Origin of the sequence: Pseudomonas sp. UW4, from assembly GCF_000316175.1 — a bacterium.
In the GTDB taxonomy this organism is placed as follows: Bacteria; Pseudomonadota; Gammaproteobacteria; order Pseudomonadales; family Pseudomonadaceae; genus Aquipseudomonas; species Aquipseudomonas laurylsulfatiphila.
On the sequence record NC_019670.1, the window covers coordinates 1145675 to 1170981 of the forward strand.

General features: G+C 61.0%; 20 protein-coding genes. 10 read left to right on the forward strand and 10 right to left on the reverse strand.

The features are described 5' to 3' along the window. Positions 1-35 precede the first annotated feature (35 nt). The 3 genes from PPUTUW4_RS04975 to PPUTUW4_RS04985 form a co-directional block, all read right to left on the reverse strand. Positions 36-767, reverse strand: a complete 732-nt coding sequence (locus PPUTUW4_RS04975) for a GntR family transcriptional regulator (protein ID WP_015093654.1) — start codon at positions 765-767, stop codon at positions 36-38. 455 nt (positions 768-1222) lie between these two features. Further along, positions 1223-1726, reverse strand: a complete 504-nt coding sequence (locus tag PPUTUW4_RS04980; protein ID WP_015093655.1) for a L,D-transpeptidase family protein — start codon at positions 1724-1726, stop codon at positions 1223-1225. Positions 1727-1847: 121 nt separating this feature from the next. Beyond that, positions 1848-2399 (reverse strand): NUDIX hydrolase, encoded by a 552-nt coding sequence (locus tag PPUTUW4_RS04985; protein ID WP_007973944.1) that lies wholly within the window; start codon positions 2397-2399, stop codon positions 1848-1850. A 147-nt stretch (positions 2400-2546) separates the two neighbouring features. On the opposite strand from PPUTUW4_RS04985, the gene PPUTUW4_RS04990 reads away from it, so the two are divergent. The 8 genes from PPUTUW4_RS04990 to guaA all read left to right on the forward strand — a co-directional run bounded on the left by PPUTUW4_RS04990 (position 2547) and on the right by guaA (position 9889). After that, positions 2547-3146 (forward strand): CoA pyrophosphatase, encoded by a 600-nt coding sequence (locus PPUTUW4_RS04990; protein ID WP_007973942.1) that lies wholly within the window; start codon positions 2547-2549, stop codon positions 3144-3146. Positions 3147-3191: 45 nt separating this feature from the next. Beyond that, a complete protein-coding gene (locus PPUTUW4_RS04995) occupies positions 3192-3716 on the forward strand; it encodes a gamma carbonic anhydrase family protein (protein WP_015093656.1) in 525 nt (174 codons plus the stop codon). After that, positions 3713-3928, forward strand: a complete 216-nt coding sequence (locus tag PPUTUW4_RS05000; RefSeq protein ID WP_015093657.1) for a DUF1289 domain-containing protein — start codon at positions 3713-3715, stop codon at positions 3926-3928. Before PPUTUW4_RS04995 ends, PPUTUW4_RS05000 begins: the two co-directional genes overlap by 4 nt. Before the next feature lie 135 nt (positions 3929-4063). Then, on the forward strand, positions 4064-4531 hold the full coding sequence (locus tag PPUTUW4_RS05005) for a VUT family protein (protein ID WP_015093658.1): 468 nt from the start codon (positions 4064-4066) through the stop codon (positions 4529-4531). Between the two features lie 77 nt (positions 4532-4608). Next, positions 4609-5790, forward strand: coding sequence for a formate-dependent phosphoribosylglycinamide formyltransferase (gene purT / locus PPUTUW4_RS05010; protein ID WP_015093659.1), 1182 nt, complete (start codon positions 4609-4611; stop codon positions 5788-5790). A 184-nt stretch (positions 5791-5974) separates the two neighbouring features. Further along, positions 5975-6523: a hypothetical protein gene (locus tag PPUTUW4_RS05015; RefSeq protein ID WP_007973932.1), complete on the forward strand. Its 549-nt coding sequence runs from the start codon at positions 5975-5977 to the stop codon at positions 6521-6523. 218 nt (positions 6524-6741) lie between these two features. Further along, on the forward strand, positions 6742-8211 hold the full coding sequence (gene guaB, locus PPUTUW4_RS05020; RefSeq protein WP_015093660.1) for an IMP dehydrogenase: 1470 nt from the start codon (positions 6742-6744) through the stop codon (positions 8209-8211). Positions 8212-8311: 100 nt separating this feature from the next. Continuing rightward, a complete protein-coding gene (gene guaA / locus PPUTUW4_RS05025) occupies positions 8312-9889 on the forward strand; it encodes a glutamine-hydrolyzing GMP synthase (protein WP_015093661.1) in 1578 nt (525 codons plus the stop codon). Positions 9890-9997: 108 nt separating this feature from the next. On the opposite strand, the gene PPUTUW4_RS05030 is transcribed toward guaA, so the two are convergent. Continuing rightward, positions 9998-14644 carry a membrane-targeted effector domain-containing toxin gene (locus PPUTUW4_RS05030; RefSeq protein ID WP_015093662.1) on the reverse strand — a complete coding sequence of 1549 codons (4647 nt, stop codon included), beginning with the start codon at positions 14642-14644 and terminating at the stop codon, positions 9998-10000. A 192-nt stretch (positions 14645-14836) separates the two neighbouring features. On the opposite strand from PPUTUW4_RS05030, the gene PPUTUW4_RS05035 reads away from it, so the two are divergent. Then, on the forward strand, positions 14837-16213 hold the full coding sequence (locus PPUTUW4_RS05035; RefSeq protein ID WP_015093663.1) for a multicopper oxidase family protein: 1377 nt from the start codon (positions 14837-14839) through the stop codon (positions 16211-16213). After that, entirely contained in the window at positions 16213-16710 is a 498-nt protein-coding gene (gene tadA, locus PPUTUW4_RS05040) for a tRNA adenosine(34) deaminase TadA (protein ID WP_007973921.1), read from the forward strand. The genes PPUTUW4_RS05035 and tadA overlap by 1 nt, the downstream gene beginning before the upstream one ends. A gap of 131 nt (positions 16711-16841) precedes the next feature. Here the strand turns inward: tadA and cmoB are convergent, their stop codons facing one another. From cmoB to PPUTUW4_RS05070, 6 genes are all read right to left on the reverse strand, one after another. Further along, complete coding sequence (gene cmoB / locus PPUTUW4_RS05045) at positions 16842-17798, reverse strand: tRNA 5-methoxyuridine(34)/uridine 5-oxyacetic acid(34) synthase CmoB (protein ID WP_015093664.1); 957 nt, start codon at positions 17796-17798, stop codon at positions 16842-16844. Continuing rightward, positions 17795-18538, reverse strand: coding sequence for a carboxy-S-adenosyl-L-methionine synthase CmoA (gene cmoA, locus PPUTUW4_RS05050; protein ID WP_015093665.1), 744 nt, complete (start codon positions 18536-18538; stop codon positions 17795-17797). The genes cmoB and cmoA overlap by 4 nt, the downstream gene beginning before the upstream one ends. A gap of 188 nt (positions 18539-18726) precedes the next feature. Continuing rightward, on the reverse strand, positions 18727-19362 hold the full coding sequence (locus PPUTUW4_RS05055) for a lysoplasmalogenase (RefSeq protein WP_015093666.1): 636 nt from the start codon (positions 19360-19362) through the stop codon (positions 18727-18729). A 2-nt stretch (positions 19363-19364) separates the two neighbouring features. Continuing rightward, positions 19365-19757: a protease inhibitor I42 family protein gene (locus PPUTUW4_RS05060; RefSeq protein WP_015093667.1), complete on the reverse strand. Its 393-nt coding sequence runs from the start codon at positions 19755-19757 to the stop codon at positions 19365-19367. A gap of 217 nt (positions 19758-19974) precedes the next feature. Continuing rightward, on the reverse strand, positions 19975-22392 hold the full coding sequence (gene lon / locus PPUTUW4_RS05065; protein WP_015093668.1) for an endopeptidase La: 2418 nt from the start codon (positions 22390-22392) through the stop codon (positions 19975-19977). A gap of 317 nt (positions 22393-22709) precedes the next feature. Further along, positions 22710-25121, reverse strand: coding sequence for a glucose/quinate/shikimate family membrane-bound PQQ-dependent dehydrogenase (locus tag PPUTUW4_RS05070; RefSeq protein WP_015093669.1), 2412 nt, complete (start codon positions 25119-25121; stop codon positions 22710-22712). Positions 25122-25307 lie beyond the last annotated feature (186 nt).

Consider the following 25307-nt stretch of genomic DNA (forward strand, 5'->3'; position numbering starts at 1 on the left):
GTCGGGATCTCGGTTTTTAACGGCCGGCTGTTTTGTCAGCGACGCAGCTCGGCGACAAAGTCGTAGTAGTCGTTGCGGCAATAGGTGTCGGTGACTTCGATGGGCGTGTTGTCTTCCAGGTAGCCGACCCGGGTCATCAGCAGCATGGCGGTTCCGGGGGCGATGCCGACCAGCGCGGCGAACTCGTCCGAGGCGTTGATCGCCTGGATGTGCTGCAAGGCGCGCACCACCGGCTTGCCGATGCCGTCGAGGAATTCGTAGAGGGAATCACCCACCGCTTGCGGCTTGGGAATGATCGAGGCGGGCAGGGTGCTCATCTCGATGGCCATCACGGTGTCGTCGGCCTTGCGCAGGCGTTTGAGCCGCGCGACCTTGTCGTTGGGCGACAGGCCGAGGCGGATCAGCTCTTCGTGGGTCGGCAGGGTGATTTCCCGCTCCAGCCAGTGTGAACTGGGCACAAACCCCTTGAGCCTTAGCATTTCACTGAAACCGGAAAGGCGCGACAGCGGCTGTTCCAGGCGCGGCGTGATGAAGGTGCCGGAGCCCTGGTTACGGCGGATAAGGCCTTGTTCGAACAACACTTCCAGCGCTTTGCGTGCAGTGACGCGGGAGATGCCCAGGGTCTCGCTCAGATGGCGCTCCGACGGCATGGCCTGTTCGGCTTTCCACTGGCCGGCATGGATCGCCGCTTCCAGATTGCGTGCCAGTTGCAGGTACAACGGCGTGGGTTGGGTGTCGTCGGGGCGCAGGGCCTGTAGATCGTTCATGTAGGCATTGTCCGATGCGGATATAGGATTGTTGTCGCCCGGTTGTGAGGCGAAACTAATACCACTTGCATACCATGTCAACGCGGGTGTTTTACAAGAATGGGCCGATTGTGGCCGGCTGGATGTGGGGTGGTTTGAAGTGGTATTAGCGCTAGGCTTTAAAACGACAAAGATCGCAGCCTGCGGCAGCTCCTACAGAGCGAAATGGTATTCACCCCGTAGGAGCTGGCGCAGGCTGCGATCTTCTGATTTTATTTTTTGATGCCGACCAATGGTCGTGTTCAGAATTGTGCAATCGTTGTGGCGAGGGGGCTTGCCCCCGTTCGGCTGCGCAGCAGCCGTGAAGTCAGCAGATCAGTTGAGTCAGACAACATGTGTTTGCAGGGTTTGGCACTGCTGCGCAGCGCAACGGGGGCAAGCCCCCTCGCCACAGAATCCCTTGCAGGGGCAGGGAATTACGGACGAATCTCGATCATCGTGCCGTCCGGCACCAGGTTCCAGACTTCACGCATGTCAATGTTGCGCATGGCGATGCAGCCGTCGGTCCAGTCCAGGGTGTGGAACAGGTCTTCCGGGGTGTCTTCGGTGTCCGGGGTGCCGTGGATCATGATCATGCCGCCGGGCTCGACGCCTTCACGACGGGCGCGGGCCGAGTCGCTGATGTTCGGGTAGGAAATGTGCATCGCCAGGTTGAATTTATCGCTGACCTTGCGCCAGTCGACCCAGTAGAGGCCTTCCGGGGTGCGCTTGTCGCCTTCCATCAGTTTCGGCCCCTTGGGACGCTTGCCCAGGGAAATGCGATAGGTCTTGAGCGGCTTGCCGTCATTGATCAATTGCAATTGATGGGAAGACTTGAGAACCAGGATTTTCTCGATGACCTTGCCGTCCAGGGTTTCCAGGGCAGAAGCCTGGGACACCGCGACGAAAGACAAACAGAACAGGGCAAGCAACCAGCGCATTGAAACGATTCCCCAGGAGGTGTCGCGACTATTTATTTATAGATGTTTTTGTGGGAGCCGCCGAAGGCTCGGGCCGCGTTCGTACGATTTTTCAGCGGCTACGAATGATACCAATATGGCATCAGATAATGGCAGGCTGAGCAAGCGGCGGAATCGATTCAGACCGTACGGGATAGACCTCGGTCCGCCGGTCAGCGAAGAAGCATTCTAAGGTACGGCCCACCGTGCGGAAAGCCAGCTCATCCCAAGGAATGTCCGCTTCGTCGAATAGTTGCACTTCCAGGCTCTCGGGGCCTGCAGAAAAATCCAGGTCCGCAAGCGTGGCACGGAAGAACACATGCACCTGGCTGATGTGTGGCACATCGATCAGGGTATAGATGCTCAGGTTGCGCACCCGGGCGCAGGCTTCCTCGGCGGTCTCGCGAATGGCGGCCTGCTCGATGGTCTCGCCGTTTTCCATGAAACCGGCGGGCAGGGTCCAGTAACCGCGGCGCGGCTCGATGGCCCGTCGGCACAGCAACACCTTGCTGCCCCAGGTCGCCACGCAGCCGGCGACGATATTGGGGTTCTGGTAGTGGATGGCCTGACAGCTGTCGCAGACAAAACGCAGGCGCGAATCGCCCTCGGGAATGCGCTGGGTCACCGGGTTACCGCACTGGCTGCAAAATTTCATGCTGGGGTTCCTGAATGCTGCGCCTATCTTGGCGTGAGGCAGTGCCGGTCGGCAAGTTGTCGTTTCGCGACATGGGGCGGTTGCGGGGGTTGGGCGACCGCAGCGATTGGTGCATGATGCCGGGTAAGGCACAAATCGAGAACACTCATGCTGGACGAGCTACTGCATCGGGTTAGTAACCACACTCCACGCACACTGGAGACCGATCGTCGTTTTCCCGAGGCCGCGGTGCTGGTGCCCATCACCCGCAGTGACGAACCCGAGTTGGTGTTGACCCTGCGTGCCAGCGGCCTGTCGACCCATGGCGGCGAAGTCGCCTTCCCCGGTGGTCGCCGCGACCCCGAAGACTCCGACCTGATTTTCACCGCCCTGCGTGAAGCCGAGGAAGAAATCGGCCTGCCGCCGGGGCTGGTCGAGGTGATCGGCCCGCTCAGTCCGCTGATCAGCCTGCATGGCATCATGGTCACGCCCTATGTCGGGGTGATCCCGGATTTTGTCGAATACCGGGCCAACGATGCCGAGATTGCCGCGGTGTTCAGCGTGCCCCTGGAATTCTTCCGCAAAGACCCCCGCGAACATACCCATCGCATCGACTATCAGGGCCGCAGCTGGTACGTGCCGAGCTATCGCTTTGGCGAATACAAGATCTGGGGACTGACGGCGATCATGATCGTCGAGTTGATCAACCTGCTGTATGACGCCAAAATCAGCCTGCATCAACCTCCCAAAAGCTTTATCAATACCTGAAGCCATCGTTCGACTGGCACTGCCCGAGCCCTGAGGAAAACAACAATGAAATACCGCCTGGGCGACGCCCGTGTCGAAACCCATCCACAGAGCTGGGTCGCCCCCAATGCCGTGCTGGTGGGCAAGGTCAAGCTGGAGGAGGGCGCCAACGTCTGGTTCAACGCCGTGTTGCGCGGCGACAACGAGTTGATCCTGATCGGCAAGAACAGCAACGTCCAGGACGGCACCGTGATGCACACCGACATGGGCTATCCGCTGACCATCGGCACCGGCGTGACCATCGGCCACAACGCCATGCTCCACGGCTGCACCGTCGGCGACTACAGCCTGATCGGCATCAACGCGGTGATTCTCAATGGCGCGAAGATCGGCAAGAACTGCATCATCGGCGCCAATTCGCTGATCGGCGAAGGCAAGGAGATTCCGGACGGATCGCTGGTCATGGGTTCGCCCGGCAAAGTGGTGCGCGAATTGACCGAGCCGCAAATCAAGATGCTGGAAGCCAGCGCTGCCCACTATGTGCACAACTCGCAGCGTTATGCCCGCGATCTGGTCGAGCAGGAAGAATGACGGCCACCGAACGCCCGGTAGCGTCGCCCTGCGTGAGTATTTGTGCGCTGGATGACGATGACATCTGCACCGGTTGCCAGCGCACGGTTGAGGAAATCACCCGCTGGAGCCGCATGACCAACGACGAACGGCGCAAGGTGCTGGGGTTGTGTCATGAACGGGCCAAGGCCAGTGGGTTAGTGTGGATGATCGGGGCAAAACCGCGGTTGTAGGAGCGAGCCTGCTCGCGATGGACTCAAGAACACCGCGGGGAACCAGACTCCCCTGCGTTTTCGTTAACGACCATCGCGAGCAGGCTCGCTCCTACAGTATCCTGTGCGGCAAATTCACAGGTGCTTTCCAAGCCTATGCTCTTCCTGATCACCTACATCAGCAGCGTCGTGCTGATCAACTTCGCCTTTTCCACCGCGCCACACCTGGACATCCTCTGGTCGGCCTGGGGCGGGCTGGTGTTTGTGTTGCGCGACATGGTGCAAACCCGTTTCGGGCATGGCGCCCTCGTGGCGATGCTGGTGGCGCTGGTGTTGTCCTACGCCACCTCCGATCCGTCCATCGCCCTGGCCAGCGCCACGGCGTTCGCGGTTTCCGAGTGCATCGACTGGCTGGTGTTCAGCATCACCCGGCGCCCGCTGCATGATCGCCTGTGGATAAGTTCGGCCCTGAGCATTCCCCTCGATACCTTTATCTTTTTCGGCATGATCGACGCCCTGACGCCGGGGGTGATCCTCACCGCCCTGGGCTCGAAATTTGCCGGGGTAACCGCCGTGTGGCTGATCATGGCCTGGCGCCTGCGCAAACAGGCTGTCGTCAGCTGAAGTTCATGTAAAATGCCGCGCTTTCTCCCCATGGGAAGCGTGCTTCCCTCGATGATCCGCTTCTTGAGGACCTTCAGATGACCCGTATCGGAACTCCATTGTCGCCCACCGCGACCCGCGTATTGATGTGTGGCTGTGGCGAGTTGGGCAAGGAAGTGGTGATCGAGCTGCAACGCCTGGGCGTTGAAGTGATTGCCGTGGATCGCTACGCCAACGCGCCGGCCATGCAGGTGGCGCACCGCAGCCACGTGATCAACATGCTTGACGGCGCTGCCCTGCGTGCCGTGATCGAGGCCGAGAAGCCGCATTTCATCGTCCCGGAAATCGAAGCCATCGCCACCGCGACCCTGGTGGAGCTGGAGGCCGAAGGCTTCACCGTGATCCCGACCGCCCGCGCCGCGCAATTGACCATGAACCGCGAAGGCATCCGTCGCCTGGCCGCTGAAGAGCTGGACCTGCCGACCTCGCCGTACCACTTCGCCGACACCTTCGAGGACTACAGCAAGGCCGTTGAAGACCTCGGTTTCCCATGCGTGGTCAAGCCGGTCATGAGCTCCTCGGGCAAGGGCCAGAGCCTGCTGCGCAGCGTCGATGACGTGCAGAAAGCCTGGGACTACGCCCAGGAAGGTGGCCGCGCCGGTAAAGGTCGGGTGATCATCGAAGGCTTCATCGATTTCGACTACGAAATCACCCTGTTGACGGTGCGCCACGTTGGCGGCACCACCTTCTGCGCGCCGGTCGGTCACCGTCAGGAGAAGGGCGACTACCAGGAATCCTGGCAGCCGCAGGCCATGAGCCCGATTGCTCTTGCTGAATCCGAACGCGTCGCCAAAGCCGTGACCGAGGCCCTGGGTGGCCGCGGTCTGTTCGGCGTCGAGTTGTTCATCAAGGGTGACCAGGTGTGGTTCAGCGAAGTCTCGCCGCGCCCGCACGACACCGGCCTGGTCACGCTGATTTCTCAGGACCTGTCGCAGTTCGCCCTGCATGCACGGGCCATTCTCGGCCTGCCGATCCCGTTGATCCGTCAGTTCGGGCCATCGGCCTCGGCGGTGATTCTGGTGGAAGGGCAGTCGACCCGGACCGCATTCGCCAACCTGGGCGCCGCCTTGAGCGAGCCGGATACCGCGCTGCGCCTGTTCGGCAAGCCTGAAGTCAACGGCCAGCGCCGCATGGGCGTGGCCCTGGCGCGCGACGAGTCGATCGAAGTCGCCCGCGCCAAGGCGACCCGTGCTTCGCAGGCGGTTGTCGTCGAACTGTAAAAACAGCTATGGCGGGCCTATACCTTCTATAGGCATCTCGCCATTGCTTTACCTGTAGGAGCGAGCCTGCTCGCGATGGACTCAAGAACACCGCGGGGAACCAGACTCCCCGCGTTTTCGTTAACGACCATCGCGAGCAGGCTCGCTCCTACAGGTCATTTATCAATGCTCCAGGCCTGTACCCATGAATTCCCAAAGCATCATCGTCCCGAAAATCTCCACCCTGCCGGTGCACGAGCCCCGGGCCCGGGCCGTTGTGCGCTGGCTGGTGCGCAAGAACATCATCCAGGAAGAGCTGACCACCTGCGGCCGCACCGGCAATCGCATGGCCCATGCCATCGCTGACGGTGCCCGCGCAGTGGTCCTGCACCCCGAAGCCCTGCCGTTCGGTGAGCCGGTCAATGGCCTGGAGATCATTACCAAACGCTGCATCTATACGCCGGCCAAGGGTTTTCTTGAGGAAGCGGGCTGCGCCGAGTGCCGCAAGGAAGTCGGTGAGGCGCTGTTCGAAAGCCTGGAAGACTGGATGCCGGGGCGCACCGATAACTTCACCTGTCCGGAATGCGGGCATGAAGACGACATCAACGGTTTCCTGTTCCTGCAGGAATGCGGTTTCTCCAACCTCGGATTCATCTTCAACAACTGGGCCGAAGCCGGGTTCAAGCAAAGCTTTCTCGACGAATTCGCCGATTGGCTGGATCAGCCGGTGAGCTGGGTGAAAGTCGAACTCTGAAACCTGTAGGAGCGAGCTTGCTCGCGATGAACTTTCAGGCCACGCGGGTTTCCAGGCAACCCGCATTATCGTTCACGACCATCGCGAGCAAGCTCGCTCCTACAAAAAAGCGCCCCGTATGTCAGTAATGCCAATAATAGTCAGAGTTTTACATTGAACCCGAGGGGGTGTCTGACTATAATGGCGCGCTTCCATTTTCCCGCTCGGGAGCCCCCGCGATGCTGCGTATCAGCCAAGAAGCTCTGACATTCGACGACATTCTCCTAGTGCCCGGTTATTCCGAGGTGCTTCCTAACGAAGTCAGTCTCAAGACCCGCCTTACCCGTGGCATCGAGCTGAATATTCCACTGGTCTCCGCTGCCATGGACACCGTCACTGAAGCCCGTCTGGCAATTGCCATGGCTCAGGAAGGTGGAATCGGCATCATCCACAAGAACATGACCATCGAGCAGCAAGCTGCCGAAGTCCGCAAGGTCAAGAAGTTCGAAGCCGGCGTCGTAAAAGACCCGATCACCATCGAGGCTGATGCCACGGTGCGTGACCTGTTCGAACTGACCCGCATGCACAACATCTCCGGCGTTCCGGTGCTGCACAATGGCGACCTGGTCGGCATTGTCACTTCCCGTGACGTGCGTTTCGAGAACCGTCTGGAAGCCACTGTCCGTGAAGTGATGACGCCTAAAGAGCGTCTGGTCACGGTCAAGGAAGGCGCCGACAAGAACGATGTGCGTGAGCTGCTGCACAAGCACCGCATCGAGCGCGTGCTGATCGTCGACGACAAGTTCGCCCTCAAGGGCATGATGACCGTCAACGACATCGAAAAAGCCAAGGCTTACCCGCTGGCCAGCAAGGACGATCAAGGTCGTCTGCGCGTCGGTGCTGCCGTCGGTACCGGTAAAGACACCGGTGACCGCGTTGCCGCGCTGGTCAACGCCGGCGTTGACGTGGTGGTGGTCGACACCGCTCACGGTCACTCCAAAGGCGTGATCGACCGCGTTCGCTGGGTCAAGCAGAACTTCCCTGAAGTGCAGGTCATCGGCGGCAACATCGCCACCGGCGCTGCCGCCAAGGCCCTGGCCGAAGCCGGCGCTGACGCGGTCAAGGTCGGTATCGGCCCTGGCTCGATCTGCACCACCCGTATCGTCGCCGGTGTCGGCGTACCGCAAATCAGTGCCATCGCCAACGTCGCCGCTGCCCTTGAAGGCACTGGCGTGCCGTTGATCGCCGACGGCGGCATCCGTTTCTCCGGTGACCTGTCCAAGGCCATCGTGGCCGGTGCTTCCTGCGTGATGATGGGCTCGATGTTCGCCGGTACCGAAGAGGCGCCGGGCGAGATCGAACTGTTCCAGGGCCGTTCGTACAAGGCTTATCGCGGCATGGGTTCGCTGGGCGCCATGTCCCAGGCCCAGGGTTCCTCCGACCGTTACTTCCAGGACTCCTCGGCAGGCGCCGAGAAGCTCGTTCCGGAAGGTATCGAAGGGCGTGTTCCATACAAGGGCACCCTGAGCGCGATCATCCACCAGTTGATGGGCGGCCTGCGTTCTTCGATGGGCTACACCGGTAGCGCCAACATCGAAGAGATGCGCACCAAGCCCGAGTTCGTGCGGATCACCGGCGCCGGCATGGCCGAGTCCCACGTCCACGACGTGCAGATCACCAAGGAAGCGCCAAACTACCGCGTAGGTTGAGCCTTCCAGCAACAAGCTAAGCAACCGGGGCTGTTTTATTCAGCCCCGAGTTGTTTCTGAATCACGACTGTTTCCGAATTTTTTTAGACGAGACTGAATCATGGCCCTCGACATTCACGCTCACCGCATCCTGATCCTCGACTTCGGTTCCCAGTACACCCAGCTGATCGCCCGCCGCGTGCGTGAAATCGGCGTGTATTGCGAACTGCATCCGTTCGACATGGACGAAGATGCGATCCGCGAATTCGCTCCTAAAGGCGTCATCCTCGCCGGTGGCCCGGAGTCGGTTCACGAAGCCAACAGCCCTCGCTGCCCGCAAGCCGTTTTCGATCTGGGTGTGCCGGTCTTCGGTATCTGCTACGGCATGCAGACCATGGCCGAGCAACTGGGCGGCAAGGTTGAAGGTTCCGAGCTGCGTGAGTTCGGTTACGCCCGCGTGGACGTGGTCGGCAAGAGCCGTCTGCTCGACGGCATTGAAGACCACATCGACGCCGACGGCCTGTTCGGCCTCGACGTATGGATGAGCCACGGTGACAAGGTCACCCGGATGCCGGAAGACTTCCACATCCTGGCCAGCACCCCGAGCTGCCCGATCGCCGGCATGTTCAGCGACGAGCGTCGCTACTATGGCGTGCAGTTCCACCCGGAGGTGACCCACACCAAGCAGGGCGGTCGCATCCTGTCGCGCTTCATCCTCGACATCTGCGAGTGTGAAGCCCTGTGGACCCCGTCGAAGATCGCTGAAGACGCCATCGCCCAGGTTCGCGCCCAGGTCGGCACCGATAACGTCCTGCTCGGCTTGTCCGGCGGTGTCGATTCGTCCGTGGTTGCCGCACTGCTGCACAAGGCCATCGGCGACCAGCTGACCTGCGTGTTCGTCGACAACGGCCTGCTGCGCCTGCACGAAGGCGAGCAAGTGATGGCCATGTTCGCCGAGAACATGGGCGTCAAGGTGATCCGCGCCAACGCCGAGGACCAGTTCCTGGGCAACCTGGCCGGCGAAGCCGACCCGGAGAAGAAGCGCAAGATCATCGGTCGCACCTTCATCGACGTGTTCGATGCCGAATCCTGCAAGCTGGACAACATCAAGTACCTGGCCCAGGGCACCATCTACCCGGACGTGATCGAGTCGGCTGGCGCGAAAAGCGGCAAGGCCCACGTGATCAAGTCGCACCACAACGTGGGCGGCCTGCCGGAAGAAATGAACCTGAAACTGGTCGAGCCGCTGCGCGAACTGTTCAAGGACGAAGTCCGCCGTCTGGGCCTGGAGCTGGGCCTGCCGTACGACATGGTCTACCGTCACCCGTTCCCGGGCCCGGGCCTGGGCGTGCGCATCCTCGGTGAAGTGAAGAAGGAATACGCCGACCTGCTGCGTCGTGCCGACCACATCTTCATCGAAGAACTGCGCAAGGCCGACTGGTACCACAAGGTCAGCCAGGCCTTCGTGGTGTTCCAGCCGGTGAAATCGGTTGGCGTGGTTGGCGATGGCCGTCGTTACGCCTGGGTCGTGGCCCTGCGTGCCGTGGAAACCATCGACTTCATGACCGCACGTTGGGCACACCTGCCTTACGAACTGCTGGAAACCGTATCCGGCCGCATCATCAATGAAATCGAAGGCATCTCCCGCGTCACCTACGACGTGTCGAGCAAGCCGCCGGCGACCATTGAGTGGGAGTGATCGTATTTGAGCCTGTGAACCCGGGCTCAAAACGATAGCGTTAAAGGAAGCCCCCGGTCGCGAGACCGGGGGCTTCTTGCATGCAGGCGTGGCAGAAACAGGCACGAACTACAGAGGCAGACGTCCTTCGAGGTCCATGCCCATGCGGCTCAGGGCCCAGGACAGTTCGACGATACTGGCGTATGGCACCTGATGCACATCAGTCCATGTCGGACGATTGATCAGGTATTTGCCGTCAACCGTGCGCTCGACCAGCGTTCGCGCAATCTGGCGGTCTCTGCCGCGATGAATCAACGTCCAGGTTCCATCGACCTTCTCGAAGGTGAACATGCCTTGCCGGAACAGCAGCCGATTGAGTTCCGCCGGTGTTCGCTCGAGCAGCGGTAGTGGCATCTGCAGGCTCAGGTCGGCGTACAGCGTATCGTATTCGCCACTGACATGGTCCGGTTGCGTGGTAAAGCCCCGTCCCACTTCGATGCCCCGGTCTGTCTCGATCAGCAGGCGTTGTTCGGGCAACACTTCTTCGATGCGCAAGCCGATACCGCCCTGTATTTCACTGATGCCGGCCATACCGCGAAAGGTATTGATGTTTTCCTGGTCGGTCAGTACCACCCATTTACCTGCGCCATTGAGGGATTCGTTGGCCTGCATGATCGTGTGGGTGAGGTAGTTCTTTATGGCTTGCTCATGCATGTCGGGCAGTGGCGAGGCGGGATAGCGATAGCTCGCCAGACAGTCCGTCGCCTGAACCCGAATGCCGTTGAGTCGCGCAGCCCTGACCACTTCAAGCGGCGTATACCGCCCTGACGGGTCGCTTTGCAGTTGTTGCAGCGTTTCCTCCAGGTCATCGGACATTTCCCCGGTGCTGAAGAATGTGTTCAAGTCCAGTTGACTGAAATCGTTGAGCAGGCGATGGAAATAAAGTGTTTTGACCCCCTGTCTGGCGAGTGTCGGCATGTTCTCGATGAGAAAACGCATACTGGCAATGCGGTCCTGACTCTCACCGATGACCAGGCCATTTGCTGCATCCAGCGCCTGCCCGATCAGTTCTGTGGCGGTGGTCGAGGGCGTGACGGCGGGGATGGCCGGGCGGGCGGGCAGGGAAGTGGAGAAATCGCTACGGGCAAAGAAGCTTCGAGCGTCCCGTGACAACTCGGCACGAGGGGCGGCGACGTATTCGTCGTAGGTGGTAATCCCTTTCATTGTGCCGTCGGGCAAACGGCTGACTTTGACATGGGTCTCCGGTTTGCCCATCGCCAGTTTCCTGAGGCTGTATCTGGCAGGTGCGTCGTATTTTGTGGCGGGTTTGCGTAGCGACACTCCTTCCAGGTCGTTACCCCCACCCTTGAGTCCATATCGTGGCATCGTTTCCCACTCACCTTCGGCATTCAGTCTTACTGGAATCGAGCCGACGAACGTTGATGGTCGCTGCGGATCAACTACGGCCCAGTGCCCGGATCCGGCGCCATCGTTTTGAAAGCGAACGTAGAAGGGAGTCTCGTTCACCATGATGGCCGTCGAGGGCTCGGAATCGAGTCGATAGATACCCTGGAATTTCCCGGGCGTTGTTTCGGGTGTTATCCCTTCCAGCAATTCGTTGGCTTGCCAGTGCTGGGGTATGCTCGGCCGCTGGACTTCAGGTCGTACCCGGGCAAGCTCCTCGAGCTCCGATGCCGCACCCTCGGCCTCTCCAGCCACTGGCGGCCAACCCATCGGTTGCATGCCATTTTCAATCAGTGCCTGTTTCAGTTCTCCCAGGTTATCCACAGTCATGGAGTCATAGGCCGGCCCAAGCGGAGTATCCAGGTTGATCCTGCCACCGGGTGTCATTCTGATCACACTGTCGGCCATTCGGTTTTCGGCATTGCGATAGACCACCAACAGGCTGCTTCTGTACCGCTGAAAGGTGAACATCCCCGTTTCCGGCAACAGCGTTCGCAGCTCTTGTGGCGTCCGGTAGGCCCACGGGGTTTGCATTTGTACACGCCAGTCGCCTTGGATGCTGTCTCGGATGTGGTCGAAACCAGTGATACCGGACCCTTCCTCCTCGACAGGCGAGCCCGGATAGTCTGCATATTCCACCGCTAATCCCGGATCGGAACCAATGGGCAGTGCCTGACCCGGTGTCACGTCTTCGATTCGTACACTCAAGGCGTCAGTCTGTTCACTGATGCCTTGATAGCCTCTGAAACTCGTCATGTGTTCCTGATCGACCAAGGCAATCCATTTGGCGGGCCCCTTCAATTCTTCATTGAGCTGAATGACCTCGCCAGCAAAGTAACTCCTCGCCATTTGGCTGTCCGGATGCCGGGAAAACGAGTCTTCGTTGATGTTGTAGGTCGTTGTCATATCGATGGCCTGCACCCGCACACGCTGGGCGTTGGCAGACCTCACCAGCGCCAGCAGGTTGAATCTGCCCTCGGGATCGTTGCCGGCCTTGAAGTCGAGTTTTCTCAGGTAGTTCTCCAGCTCTTCGGGCATTTCGCCGGTTCTGGCGAAAGTGTCCAGATCGAGCTGATTGACGTTGGCCAGCAGTTCCTGCAAGTACAACGTCTTCACGCCGCGGCGGGCCAGGGCGGGCATGTTTTCGATCAGGAACTGCTTACTGCCGATACTGCCGCGGCTCTCGCCAACGATCAGTCCCGGTTTTTCCGCGAATGCGACGTCGAGCAGTTCGGTCGATGTGTTTAACACCCGTGCAGGGACTGGAAGGCGAGGGGGCGGGGGATTGAGCTCGTAGTAAGCGTTTGCATCGCTGATCAATTCATTGCGTGGCTCTTCCTGATCCAGCTGGAACTCGCTCAAGGACTCGGTGAGTTCTGCTTCGATCCCAAGCTCGCTACGTGCATCTATGCTGCCCATGCTCCGTAAACGTCTGTACAAATTACGTACATCGGGTCCACCGAGTGCCCAGGCCCTCATTTGCGGGTCTTCGAGGCCGGGCACATGAATGCCCGGTGTACGCGCCCATTCTTCGGTGACGGGCTCGCTTGTCGCACCAGCGCTGGAAACCGGCGGTACGATCATGCCGCCCCTCAGTCCCAGGCGCGGGGTGATTTCCCAGGTGCCATCAGCATTTAAACGCACGGGGATCGAACCAGAGAATGCATGGGGGTTGGCCGGGTCGATGATGGCCCAGGTGCCACGGCCATTGATATCGGATTCATAGCGCACGAAGTACGCGCTGTCGTTGAGCTTTATCGCGGACGAAGGGTTGGAAGCAAGCTGATAGGTGCCTTGAAACTTGCCCGGTTCGTGAACCAGTGTGTCGTCGCTGAGCGATACCTTGATCTTGAAAGATTCCGGCACCTTCACTGTAGGTCCGGCATTATCCGTTGTTCCAACGGCCACCTCGGTCGGTCCGGGTTTGGGGGCTTTGGCCGGTGGTGTTGTCTCCTTCAGCTCAGCCATTTCCTTCGCCTCGGCGGCGTCGATTTCGGGGCCGGCTTCTTCCAGCGAACCGGGACCTTTGAGGACGAGCAGGTTGAACACTATGTCGATACCGCTGAGCACCGCGCCAAGCACACCGGCCTTGCGTTCCTCGGCGGTTTTGCCGTTGACTGCCTGATCGATGTTCAACCCCATGTTGGCGATGCTGGCGCCGATAACCGGTAGTGCGACCGGCCAGCCGACGACCGCCATCGGACCGAACACTTTCACGCCGGCGCTGAGGTAACCGATCCACAGTTTTTCACGCAGATCGCCATTGGAGGTCAGTGACAGTGCGGCCTCGGCGGACATCGCGGCCTTGGTCGAGTCTCGCAACCAACTGAAAACGTCACCGTCAACGCCGCGGTTTTCCTGATTGATCAACTGATGGTCGTACACACTCCAGCTGCCCACCAAGCGGTTCATCAGGACCGTGAGGTTATCAGCGATGTCCTGGCGATCGGCCATGGAAAAGTGCGCCATGAATGCCTGGCGTCGCGCCTCGTCATTCATTTGCAGCAACACCCAGAAGTGCATGTCCGTTTCGGTTTCCAGCACCTTGAAGGCTTCGGCCTCTCCGGGAAGGTAGAGAATCTGCCGGCCTTTGGGCGCCTTGATGCGCACAATGTTGTTCGACAGGTAGCCGGCCACGTCCAGCATTCGTACCTGGGCATGCGTATCGGCATATTGCGTTTGCAATATCTGCAGGCTGACCGGCCAGGTGATGGGGCCCATGACGGCCGTGACGGCGACATTGAAGTCCGCGTCACTGAGCTTTTTACGGTCGCGGGCCCGCAAGGCGTTGATGAGAAAATTGCACTTGGCCAGGGTACGGAAGTCGGCGCCGGATTCGCTCCAGAAGCTCGTCAGCCGTTCGTTGTAGACCGCGCTGAAGTCGATGCTCCAGAAGTCTGTCAGCACGTCGTTGCCGTGCAGGCGCACTTCGTTGGTTTCATTGAAAGTCCCGGTGCGCGGTCCAACGGTATAGAAACCCGCATACACATCCAGCAGATCGGCATTGTCCTGATCGGCGGCGCGGAAGCGGTGGATCACCAGTTGGGTCAGGGTCATGGACGACGTCGGGGTGGCGTTGACATGCTCCCATCCGGAGAAGGCCTTCGAGCTGCTTTGCGACGCGTCGAAGCGGTGGAAATACACCCGGTCGGGATCGAGGCCGGTGATGCCGTACTTTTTCAGCAGGTTAAGGGCGACGTCATGAGCGGTGTCTTGCAGGCTGGGGCAAGTCTTGATGATGCGGGTGGCGATGGCCTTGAGGGTGGCCTTGTCGTCTGCATTGGGCAGGGGCCGGTTTTGATTTGGATTCATGCAGTCTCACTCCTTGAGAAACGAGTATTGAGCATGACCCGTTCGTTCAGAGGAGGTGTACTACATAGTTATATGCATGGGCGATCCGGCATGCGTCACTGTATCGCCCTTACTGTTTCGCAGTTGCAGGTGTATCGTATTCGCCTTTTCCGGGTCGCTGGCCTGTCGTTGATTTGTGAGGTAGTTGAGTTCATGTCCTTTACCCGTCGCCAAATACTCGGTGGCCTGGCCGGTCTTGTTGTCGTTGGCGTGGGAGCCGGTGGTGCGTCGCGCTACTGGCTGGGCAAGATGGCCGATGCGGATGCCGGTCACGACTATGAGCTGATTGCGGCGCCGTTGGACGTGGAGTTGGTGGCTGGGCACAAGACCCAGGCCTGGGCCTTCGGTCCGTCGGCGCCGGGCACCGAGTTGCGGGTGCGCCAGGGTGAATGGCTGCGGGTGCGCTTCATCAATCACTTGCCGGTGGCGACCACCATTCACTGGCACGGCATTCGCCTGCCGCTGGAAATGGACGGCGTACCCTACGTCTCGCAATTGCCGGTGCTGCCGGGCGAGTACTTCGACTACAAATTCCGCGTACCGGATGCCGGCAGCTACTGGTACCACCCGCATGTGAACAGCAGCGAAGAGCTCGGCCGTGGCCTGGTGGGCCCGCTGATCATCGAAGAGCGCGAGCCCACCGGTTTCAAGTACGAAAAGACCTTGAGTCTCAAGAGCTGGCATGTCGACGAGGTCGGCAATTTCGTCGAGTTCAGCATCCCCCGGGAAGCGGCCCGTGGCGGCACGGCGGGACGCCTGGCGACCATCAACGGTGTGCCGCAGGCGGTGATCGACTTGCCGGCGGGGCAGATCACCCGGGTGCGCATTCTCAATCTCGATAACACCCTGACCTATCGTCTGAATATTCCCGGCGTCGAAGCGCAAATCTACGCGCTCGACGGCAACCCCATCGAACCGCGCCCGCTGGGCAAGGAATACTGGCTCGGCCCCGGCATGCGCATTTGTCTTGCGATCAAGGCGCCAGCGGCCGGTGAAGAGTTGTCCTTGCGCAACGGCCCGGTGCGCCTGGGTACCTTGCGTTCAGTGGCCAATACCGATGCACCGAGCGAATGGCCGCCGGCACTGCCGGCCAACCCGATTGCCGAGCCGGACCTGGCCAATGCCGTGAAACTCAACTTCAATTTCGAGTGGGTCGGCTCGGTGTCGGTCAACGTCGACAACGGCAAGCCGCCGAGCCTGTGGCAGATCAACGGCAAGGCCTGGGACATCACCGACAAGACCTGCGCCGACCGCCCGATTGCCAAGCTGGAAAAGGGCAAGAGCTACATTTTCGAATTGAAGAACATGACCCAGTATCAGCACCCGATTCACCTGCACGGCATGAGCTTCAAGGTCATCGCCTCGAACCGGCACAAAGTGATTCCGTACTTCACCGACACTTATCTGCTGGGCAAAAACGAGCGCGCGCAAGTGGCGCTGGTGGCAGATAACCCCGGGGTCTGGATGTTCCACTGCCATGTGATCGATCACATGGAAACCGGCCTGATGGCCGCCATCGAGGTGGCGTGATGCGTCAGATTCGTCCCGCCGCCATCATCGACCGCAGCCGTGATCGCGAATTCATGCGTGAAGCCCTGGCCCTGGCCGCCCAAGGCGCAGCCCTGGGCGAAGTGCCGGTGGGCGCGGTGCTGGTGCAGGACGGTGAAATCATCGGGCGTGGCTTCAATTGCCCGATCAGCACCAGCGATCCCAGTGCCCACGCCGAGATGGTCGCGATCCGCGCCGCCGCCGAGGCCGTCAGCAACTATCGCCTGCCCGGCAGTACGCTGTATGTGACGCTGGAGCCGTGCAGCATGTGCGCCGGGCTGATCGTGCATTCGCGGATAACGCGGGTGGTGTATGGCGCGCTGGAGCCCAAGGCGGGGATTGTGCAGAGCCAGGGGCAGTTCTTTACCCAGGGCTTTTTGAATCACCGGGTGTTGCATGAGGGTGGGGTGTTGGCGGAGGAGTGCGGGGCTGTTTTAAGTGAGTTCTTCAAGGCCCGAAGAGCAAAACCTTCCGACTAAACACAGCCCCCCCTGTAGGAGCGAGCCTGCTCGCGATGGTCGTGAACGATTACGCGGGCAATCTGGTTCCCCACGGTGTTCTTGAGTCCATCGCGAGCAGGCTCGCTCCTACAGGGGATCTTCAGTGGCTGTTATTTACGGGCCACAATCACCGCCCGCATCGGCGCCGGTAGCCCTTCAACGGTCTTGCTGTGATCTTCCGGATCGAGGAAATCGCTCAGCGACTGATACTTCATCCACTCCGTCCCACGCTGTTCTTCGACAGTGGTGGTGCTCACATCCACGCACCTCACATCGCTGAACCCGGCACGTCGCAGCCACAACTCCAGCGCCGGCACCGACGGCAGGAACCATACGTTGCGCATCTGCGCGTAGCGGTCTTCCGGCACCAGTACCTGGTGCTTGTCGCCTTCGACCACCAGCGTTTCCAGCACCAGTTCACCGCCCTTGACCAGGCAGTCCTTCAGCGCCAGCAAATGCTCGATAGGCGAGCGACGGTGGTAGAACACGCCCATGGAAAATACTGTGTCGAAGCCTTCGAGGTTCGGCGGCAGGTCTTCGAACGGGAAGGGCAGGTGCCAGGCGTTCGGTTTGGACAGGTAGCGCTGCACCGCCTGGAACTGGCAGAAGAACAGCCAGTTGGGGTCGACACCGATCACGCTGTCGGCACCGGCGCCGAGCATGCGCCACATGTAATAGCCGTTGCCGCAGCCGACATCGAGGATGCGCTTGCCCGCAAGGTCCAGATGCGGCGCGACCCGCGACCACTTCCAGTCCGAGCGCCATTCGGTGTCGACGTGCACGCCGAACAGGTCGAACGGGCCCTTGCGCCACGGCGACAGGCCCATCAAGGCGGAACGCATTTGCGCGCGGGTTTCATCGTCGCAATCGGTGTCCAGCTTCAGGCCGTTGAGCAAATCGACTTCGCTCGGCTGGATCTTTGGCAGGGCGTCCAGCGCGCTTTGCCAGCGCTCCAGGTCGCCATGGCCCTTTTCCATTTTCTTGTCGAGTTGCGCCTGCAGGGTGTTGGCCCATTCGGCCAGCGGCGTGCCGGCCAGACGGCGGGCGAGGGGAGACAGATCAATCATGGCAGGGCAATCAACGAGGCAAAGTTAAGACACTGGAACCACGGCACGACTTTCGAGAACCCGGCGGCCAACAGGCGTTCGCGGTGTTCTTCGAGGCTGTCGGGCTTCATGACATTTTCGATGGCGCTGCGCTTCTGGGCGATTTCCAGCTCGCTGTAGCCGTTGGCGCGTTTGAAGGCGATGTGCAGGTCGGTGAGCAACGCGTGTTCCTGCTCGTCTTCGAAACGCAGTTTTTCCGAGAGGATCAGGGCGCCGCCGGGCAGCAGCGACTGACGGATGCGCGTCAACAGCGCGGTGCGTTGGTCCGGGGCGATGAATTGCAGGGTGAAGTTCAGCGCTACCACCGAGGCCGGCTGGAACTCCAGCGCCAGGATGTCGCCCTCGATCACCTCGACCGGCAGCAACTCCTGGAACATCGAGTCTTGGCCATTGAGGTATTCGCGGCAGCGCTCGACCATGGCCGCCGAGTTATCCACAGCGATGACGCGGCAACCATCGGTGCGCACATGCCGGCGCAAGGCCTGGGTCACGGCACCCAGCGACGAGCCCAGGTCGTAGAGCACGCTGCCCGGTTGGGCGAACTGCGCGGCGAGCACGCCGAGGTTTTCGACAATGGTCGGATAGCCCGGCACCGAGCGCTTGATCATGTCCGGGAACACCCGCACCACGTCCTCGTTGAAGGCGAAGTCAGGCACCTGGGCCAAAGGCTGGGCGAAAAGGCGATCGGGTTCTTTGCTCACGGCGGTTCCAGCGGTATCGGTGAAAAGGCCGGCATTTTAGCCAAGTTGGCGCGGGGATGCGCGGGTTGTCTGATAAACCGCCAAGCAGCCTGCAAAGTCTTTGTGTTCAGTGATATTGCTATCGCGAGCAAGCTCGCTCCCACAAGGACTGCGCAATACCTGTGGGAGCGAGCTTGCTCGCGATGGGTTTAACGCGGTTTTTGAGTGAATGCCGAGGCAGTGATGCCCCATTGCCCCAGCCAATAGCTGAGGATGATCACATAGGGTGCCGCATCGAACGGCACCACGAACCGGCTGATGCCAATCACACTGTCCGAAAACACAAAGGCCACCGCACCACCGGCGGCCAGCAGGGCCGAACGCTTGGGCACGTCGGTGCCAAGCCGCGCCAGCGCGCGCCAGAGCATGGCGCTGATCGCCAGGCCGTAGACGATCACCGGAACCAGCAGTGGCCCCAGTCCATGAGAAATCAGAATCCCCAACAGCACCGCACCAACGCCGAGGGCGATGATCAGGGGTAAAAGAGCCAGGCGCCGGCAATCGCTCAAGTAGGCTTTCAGATACGCCAGGTGGGCGACCAGAAATGCGCCGAGGCCGAACACGAACAAGTCCCCCGGCAAGGCCAGCAACACGTCGCCGACCAAGGAGAAAATCAGGCCCAGGCTGAGCCAGCGCCGGTACTCGCCGGGTGGTGCGTCGTGCAGCCAGCCGAGCAAGGCCAGCACCGGCAGCGGCTTGACCAGCAGGCACAGCATCGAGGCATGCACGCTCAGGCCATAAAGAAAGGTCACTGCGCCCATCAGCGCCAGAATCAGCCAGCCCACGGTCAGTTAACCGAAATCGCGCAGTCGAACGAGTCCACCGGCAGCACTTCCGGCGCCCATGGCTGTTGCGAGGTCAGGCGCAGACGTCCGGTGCCGGTCGCAAAAGCCTGGAAGCGCCAGGTCGAAACCCCGGCCGAACCGACGATGCCGGCATCTTCCGGATTTCGATACACCTCTGGCCCCAAGGCGTGCAGTACGCCGCCGGCCGAATCCTGGATCGCCCAGCGATAACCCGTGGTCGGATTGCTCGGCAGGGTCAGGATCAGGTTTTGTCCGTTGCTGAGTTTCACCGGGCATTCGCTCTGTTTTTCCACAGTCACGTTGTGTGCAGGTTGCGTGGCGCACGCGGCCAGCAAGGCGAGGGCTAGGGGGACAAACAGGCGAGTGGGGGACATAAGATCGGTGGCTCCGGCGTTGGCGACGAACGGCGAGCATAACTGAAGATGAGACAAAGTGTGACGGTCAGCCTGGACGGTGGTGTCAGGACTGACGCTTTCGCGGGCAAGCCCGCTCCCACAGGGATTGAGGGGGCACACAAGTTTTGTGACCGACTCAATTTCCTGTGGGAGCGGGCTTGCCCGCGAAGACGGCAGTACAGGCGCTACAAGAGCATCAGAACAACACCTTGGCCACATCCGCAAAGCGCTTGGCAAAGTGCACGGTAATCCCCTCCTTCAGATACTCCGGCAGTTCCTCGAAATTACCCCGGTTGGCCTCCGGCAGGATCAGCTCGAAAATCTTCTGCCGCCGCGCTGCAATCACCTTCTCGCGCACCCCGCCAATCGGCAGTACATGCCCGGTCAACGTCAGTTCGCCAGTCATGGCCACGCCTTTTTTCGGTGGCTGGTTGCGTGCCAGCGACAGCAGGGCGCTGGCCATGGTCACGCCGGCGCTCGGGCCGTCCTTCGGCGTGGCGCCTTCCGGTACGTGCAGGTGGACGAAGGCTTCGTCGAAGAACTTCGGATCGCCGCCATAGGACTTCAGGTGCGAACTGACGTAGCTGTAGGCGATCTCCGCCGATTCTTTCATCACATCCCCCAACTGCCCGGTGAGCTTGAACCCACGGTTGAGGGTGTGGATACGCGTGGCTTCGATCGGCAGGGTCGCGCCGCCCATGCTGGTCCAGGCAAGGCCGGTGATCACGCCGACCCCCGCCAGCACCTGCTCGTTGCGGAACACCGGTTTGCCGAGCGACGCTTCGAGATCTTTCGGGCCGAGCTTGATCACCGCTTTCGGTTCGTCGAGCAGTTTCATCACCGCTTTGCGCACCAGTTTGCCGAGGTTTTTTTCCAGCTGGCGCACGCCGGCTTCACGGGCATAGCCGTCGACCAGCGCCTTGAGCGCGCTGTCGCTGATGCTCAGGCTGCCCTTGGACACGCCGGCTTTCTCAAGCTGCTTGGGCCACAGGTGACGCTTGGCGATGGCGACTTTTTCTTCGGTGATGTAGCCCGACAGGCGAATCACTTCCATGCGGTCGAGCAACGGGCCGGGGATCGAGTCCAGGGTGTTGGCGGTGCACACGAACAACACCTTCGACAGGTCCATCCGCAGGTCCAGATAGTGGTCGAGGAATTCGACGTTCTGTTCCGGATCGAGGGTTTCCAGCAAGGCCGAAGCCGGGTCGCCCTGGTAGCTCTGGCCCATCTTGTCGATCTCGTCGAGCATGATCACCGGGTTCATCACTTCGACGTCTTTGAGCGCCTGCACCAGTTTGCCAGGCTGCGCGCCGATGTAGGTGCGGCGGTGGCCCTTGATCTCGGCTTCGTCGCGCATGCCGCCAAGGCTGAAGCGATAGAACGGTCGGCCCAGGGATTCGGCGATGGATTTACCGACGCTGGTCTTGCCCACGCCCGGCGGCCCCACCAGCAATACGATGGAACCGCTGATCTCGCCTTTGTAGGCGCCGACTGCGAGGAATTCGAGGATGCGGTCCTTGATGTCGTCGAGGCCGGCGTGGTGTTTGTCCAGCACCTTGCGCGCGTGCTTGAGGTCGAGTTTGTCCTCGCCGTACACCCCCCACGGCACCGAGGTCGCCCAGTCGATGTAATTGCGGGTGACCGCATACTCCGGCGAGCCGGTCTCGAGGATCGACAGCTTGTTCATTTCCTCTTCGAGGCGTTTCTGCACTTGCGCCGGCAGGACTTTGCCCACCAGCCGCTGCTCGAACTGTTCGAGGTCGGCGCTACGGTCGTCCTTGGTCAGGCCCAGCTCCTGCTGTATGACCTTGAGTTGCTCCTTGAGGAAGAATTCACGCTGATGTTCACCGATCTTGCGGTTAACTTCGGCGGAAATCTCTTTTTGCAGGCGCGCGACCTCGACTTCCTTGCGCAGCATCGGCAGGACTTTTTCCATGCGCTTGAGCATCGGCACGCAGTCGAGCACTTCCTGCAGCTCACTACCGGTGGCCGAGGTGAGCGCGGCGGCGAAGTCGGTTAGCGGCGACGGGTCGTTGGGGCTGAAGCGGTTGAGGTAGTTCTTCAACTCTTCGCTGTACAGCGGGTTGAGCGGCAGCAGTTCCTTGATCGCATTGATCAGCGCCATGCCGTAGGCCTTGACCTCGTCGGTCGGCTCGGTGGGCTGGTGCGGGTATTCGACTTCCACCAGATACGGCGGGCGATGGTGCTTGAGCCAGGTTTTCAGACGCACACGGGTCAGGCCCTGGGCGACGAATTGCAGTTTGCCGTTTTCGCGGCTGGCGTGATGCACCTTGACCAGGGTGCCGTAGAGCGGCAGGGCCGAGGTGTCGAAGTGGCGCGGATCTTCCTGGGGGCTGTCCATGTAGAACAGGGCCAGGGAGTGGTGTTCAGACTTGGCCACCAGGTCGAGGGTCTCGGCCCACGGCTCTTCGTTGACGATGACCGGCAGGACCTGGGCCGGGAAGAATGGCCGGTTGTGGATCGGGATGATGTAGACCTTGTCCGGCAGGTTCTGGCCGGGCAGGGCCAGGCCTTTGCCGGGTTTGTGCTGTGGAGCGCTTTGTGGCTCGGCGTATTCGCTCGGGTCTTCGGGGAATTCTTGCTGGTCGCTCATGGGGGCACCTGCACAATGGGTATGGGTCTTAGATGGGGCAGGTTGGCGGTGGTTTCAACGGTCATTTTCTGCAACGCCGTGTTTCGAAGGCGTGTTCAGCGCAGAGACAGGTTAGCTGGATTTTGCGGCGACACTATCCCCTGTGGGAGCGAGCTTGCTCGCGAAAGCGGTGTGCCAGACAACATTTACATCGCCTGACACCACCTCTTCGCGAGCAGGCTCGCTCCCACAGGGGGCATGTGGTGTTTTGAGATCTGCGGCCACAAAAAAGGCGACGTCCTCACGGGCGTCGCCTTTCGTTTTACTGCCGCTAAAACTTACTCGGACAGTTTGTACGCAATCACATAGTCACCCATTTTGGTGCCCAGTGAGCCGTGGCCACCGACGACCAACAGCACGTACTGCTTGCCGTCCTTGCCGGTGTAGGTCATCGGCGTAGCCTGACCGCCAGCCGGCAGGCGCGATTTCCAAAGCTCCTTGCCGGTATTGACGTCATAGGCGCGCAGGTACTGATCCAGCGTGCCGCTGAGGAAGCCGACGCCGCCGGCGGTGACTATCGAGCCGCCCATGCTTGGCACGCCGAGTGGCAGGCCGATAGGCAATGGCGAGCTGTCGCGGCTGGTGCCGTTCTTGCGTTTCCACACGACTTTGCCTGTGGTCAGGTCGATGCCGGCCACGTAGCCCCAGGCCGGCGCCTGGCACGGTACGCCGAGCGGCGACATGAACGGGTGCATGATCACCGCATAAGGTGCGCCGGTGTTCGGTTGCACGCCCGCTGTTTCGCTTTCGCGTTTGCTGTCGGCCGCGACTTCGGCGCGAGGCACCATTTTCGAGACGAAGGCCATGTAGTTCGGGCTGGTGAACAGCATCTGGCGAACCGGGTCGACCGAAACGCCGCCCCAGTTGAAGACGCCGACGTTACCCGGATAGATCAGGCTGCCTTGTTCCGACGGAGGGGTGTACTGGCCTTCGTAGCGCAACTCCTTGAACTGGATACGGCACAGCATCTGGTCGAACGGGCTGGCACCCCACATGGCTTTTTCGGTGAGTTCCGGGGCCAGCAGGTTCAGGTCCGAACGGGCCTGTGTCGGTGCGGTGTGGTCACCTTTCACGGCGCCTTGCGGAACCGGGATTTCCTTGATCGGGATGATCGGCGTGCCGTCACGGCGGTCGAGGACATACAGGCTGCCCTGTTTGGTCGGGGCGATCAGCGCAGGTTTCACGCCGTCGGCGGTTTTCATGTCCAGCAGGGTTGGCTGGCTGCCGACGTCCATGTCCCACAGGTCATGGTGAGTGAACTGGTAGTTCCAGCGCACCTTGCCGGTAGCCAGGTCCAGCGCGACCAGGCCGGCACTGAACTTCTCGGCGCCCGGGGTGCGGTCTGCGCCCCACTGGTCAGGGGTCTGGTTGCCCAGTGGCAGGTAGACCATGCCGAGCTTTTCGTCGACGCTGGCCAGCGACCACATGTTCGCCGAGTTGCGGCTGTAGTGTTCGCCTTCTGGCAGTGGTTCGGTGGCGTCTGGATTGTTGCTGTCCCAGTTCCACACCAGATGACCATCGTGTACGTCAAAGGCACGGATCACGCCGGATGGCTCGTTGGTCGACTCGTTGTCGGTGACGTGGCCGCCCATGATCACCAGGTCACGGGTGATCGCAGCCGGCGAGGTGGCGTAGTAGCCACCGGGGGTGAACGGGCCGATGCCCTGGGTCAAGTCAACCACACCGTTTTTACCGAAACCTTCGCAGACCTTGCCGGTGTCGGCGTTGAGTGCGATCAGGCGTGCATCGGCGGTTGGCAGGTACAGGCGACGCGGGCAGGCCTGGGCGACGGCTTTGCCGGCTTCAGAGATGACGGCGGAGGCAGCGTTTTCAGACTGGGCGTAGGCCGCTTCGTCGTAGTACGACACGCCGCGGCAGGTCATGTGGGCGAAGCCCTTGAAGCCCACCGGGCTCTTGATCTGCGGGTCGAAGCGCCACAGTTCCTTGCCGGTGTCCGGGTCCAGCGCCAGCACCTTGCTATGGGCGGTGCAGGCATAGAGCATGCCGTTGGCCTTGAGCGGGGTGTTTTCGTTGGTCAGTTCCACCGGGTCATCGGCGGTTGGCAGATCGCCGGTCTGGATACGCCAGGCTTCTTGCAGCTTGCCGACGTTGGCCGGGGTGATCTGCTTGAGCGGCGAGTAGCGGTCGCCGAATTCGCTGCGGCCATAGGCCTGCCAGTCACCTTCGGGCATCTGCGGCGCGGTGCTGGTCATGTCCGCGGTGTCGCGGCCCAGTTCGCCCAAGGTCTCGCCCGGGTGGGTGAACTGGCTGGCCACGGCGGTGACACCGGCCAGGACCACGGCCACGCTCAAGGCGCCAGTGCCCACAGGGGCAGGGCCGTTGATCAGCAATGGACGACGGAACCACGGCAGCAGCATCACCACACCGAGGGCGAACCACAGCGCCAGGCGCGGCACCAGTTGCCACCAGTCGAGGCCGACTTCCCACAGCGCCCAAACAGTACTGGCGAACAGCACCAGTGCGTACAGGCCCAGCGCCGCGCGGCGGGCGGCGATCAGCAACACGCCGCTCAGCACAATGCCAATGCCGGCCAGCAGGTAGTACAGCGAGCCGCCGAGCATGCTCAGCTTGATCCCCCCGGCCAGCATGGCCAGGCCCATTAGCAGAAGCAGTATGCCGAGCAGGGTCGGCAACAGACGGCTTCGACCCAAGGCACCATCAGTGCTCATAAGTGTGATTCTCCGTGATGTTTCAAGTAGTCCTGCGCCAGTTCACTGTAGATGACGATCCGGCGCGGGCATGGTTCATAAAACCGGTGTGGTTGACGTAGTCCTTGTAGGAGCGAGCCTGCTCGCGAAAAACCCGAGAACGCCGCGGGGAGTCAGGCTCGCAGCGTTATCGTTGACGACCATCGC

Bases quoted from the DNA above. Each gene is read 5' to 3' on its own strand.
- PPUTUW4_RS05060 (WP_015093667.1), bottom strand. From the start codon at position 19,757: ATGTCCCCCACTCGCCTGTTTGTCCCCCTAGCCCTCGCCTTGCTGGCC.
- PPUTUW4_RS05030 (WP_015093662.1), bottom strand. From the start codon at position 14,644: ATGAATCCAAATCAAAACCGGCCCCTGCCCAATGCAGACGACAAGGCC.
- PPUTUW4_RS04995 (WP_015093656.1), top strand. From the start codon at position 3,192: ATGAAATACCGCCTGGGCGACGCCCGTGTCGAAACCCATCCACAGAGC.
- lon (WP_015093668.1), bottom strand. From the start codon at position 22,392: ATGAGCGACCAGCAAGAATTCCCCGAAGACCCGAGCGAATACGCCGAG.
- PPUTUW4_RS04990 (WP_007973942.1), top strand. From the start codon at position 2,547: ATGCTGGACGAGCTACTGCATCGGGTTAGTAACCACACTCCACGCACA.
- PPUTUW4_RS04985 (WP_007973944.1), bottom strand. From the start codon at position 2,399: ATGAAATTTTGCAGCCAGTGCGGTAACCCGGTGACCCAGCGCATTCCC.
- guaB (WP_015093660.1), top strand. From the start codon at position 6,742: ATGCTGCGTATCAGCCAAGAAGCTCTGACATTCGACGACATTCTCCTA.
- PPUTUW4_RS05000 (WP_015093657.1), top strand. From the start codon at position 3,713: ATGACGGCCACCGAACGCCCGGTAGCGTCGCCCTGCGTGAGTATTTGT.
- PPUTUW4_RS04975 (WP_015093654.1), bottom strand. From the start codon at position 767: ATGAACGATCTACAGGCCCTGCGCCCCGACGACACCCAACCCACGCCG.
- tadA (WP_007973921.1), top strand. From the start codon at position 16,213: ATGCGTCAGATTCGTCCCGCCGCCATCATCGACCGCAGCCGTGATCGC.
- PPUTUW4_RS05070 (WP_015093669.1), bottom strand. From the start codon at position 25,121: ATGAGCACTGATGGTGCCTTGGGTCGAAGCCGTCTGTTGCCGACCCTG.
- guaA (WP_015093661.1), top strand. From the start codon at position 8,312: ATGGCCCTCGACATTCACGCTCACCGCATCCTGATCCTCGACTTCGGT.
- purT (WP_015093659.1), top strand. From the start codon at position 4,609: ATGACCCGTATCGGAACTCCATTGTCGCCCACCGCGACCCGCGTATTG.
- PPUTUW4_RS05005 (WP_015093658.1), top strand. From the start codon at position 4,064: ATGCTCTTCCTGATCACCTACATCAGCAGCGTCGTGCTGATCAACTTC.
- PPUTUW4_RS05035 (WP_015093663.1), top strand. From the start codon at position 14,837: ATGTCCTTTACCCGTCGCCAAATACTCGGTGGCCTGGCCGGTCTTGTT.
- cmoB (WP_015093664.1), bottom strand. From the start codon at position 17,798: ATGATTGATCTGTCTCCCCTCGCCCGCCGTCTGGCCGGCACGCCGCTG.
- PPUTUW4_RS05015 (WP_007973932.1), top strand. From the start codon at position 5,975: ATGAATTCCCAAAGCATCATCGTCCCGAAAATCTCCACCCTGCCGGTG.
- PPUTUW4_RS04980 (WP_015093655.1), bottom strand. From the start codon at position 1,726: ATGCGCTGGTTGCTTGCCCTGTTCTGTTTGTCTTTCGTCGCGGTGTCC.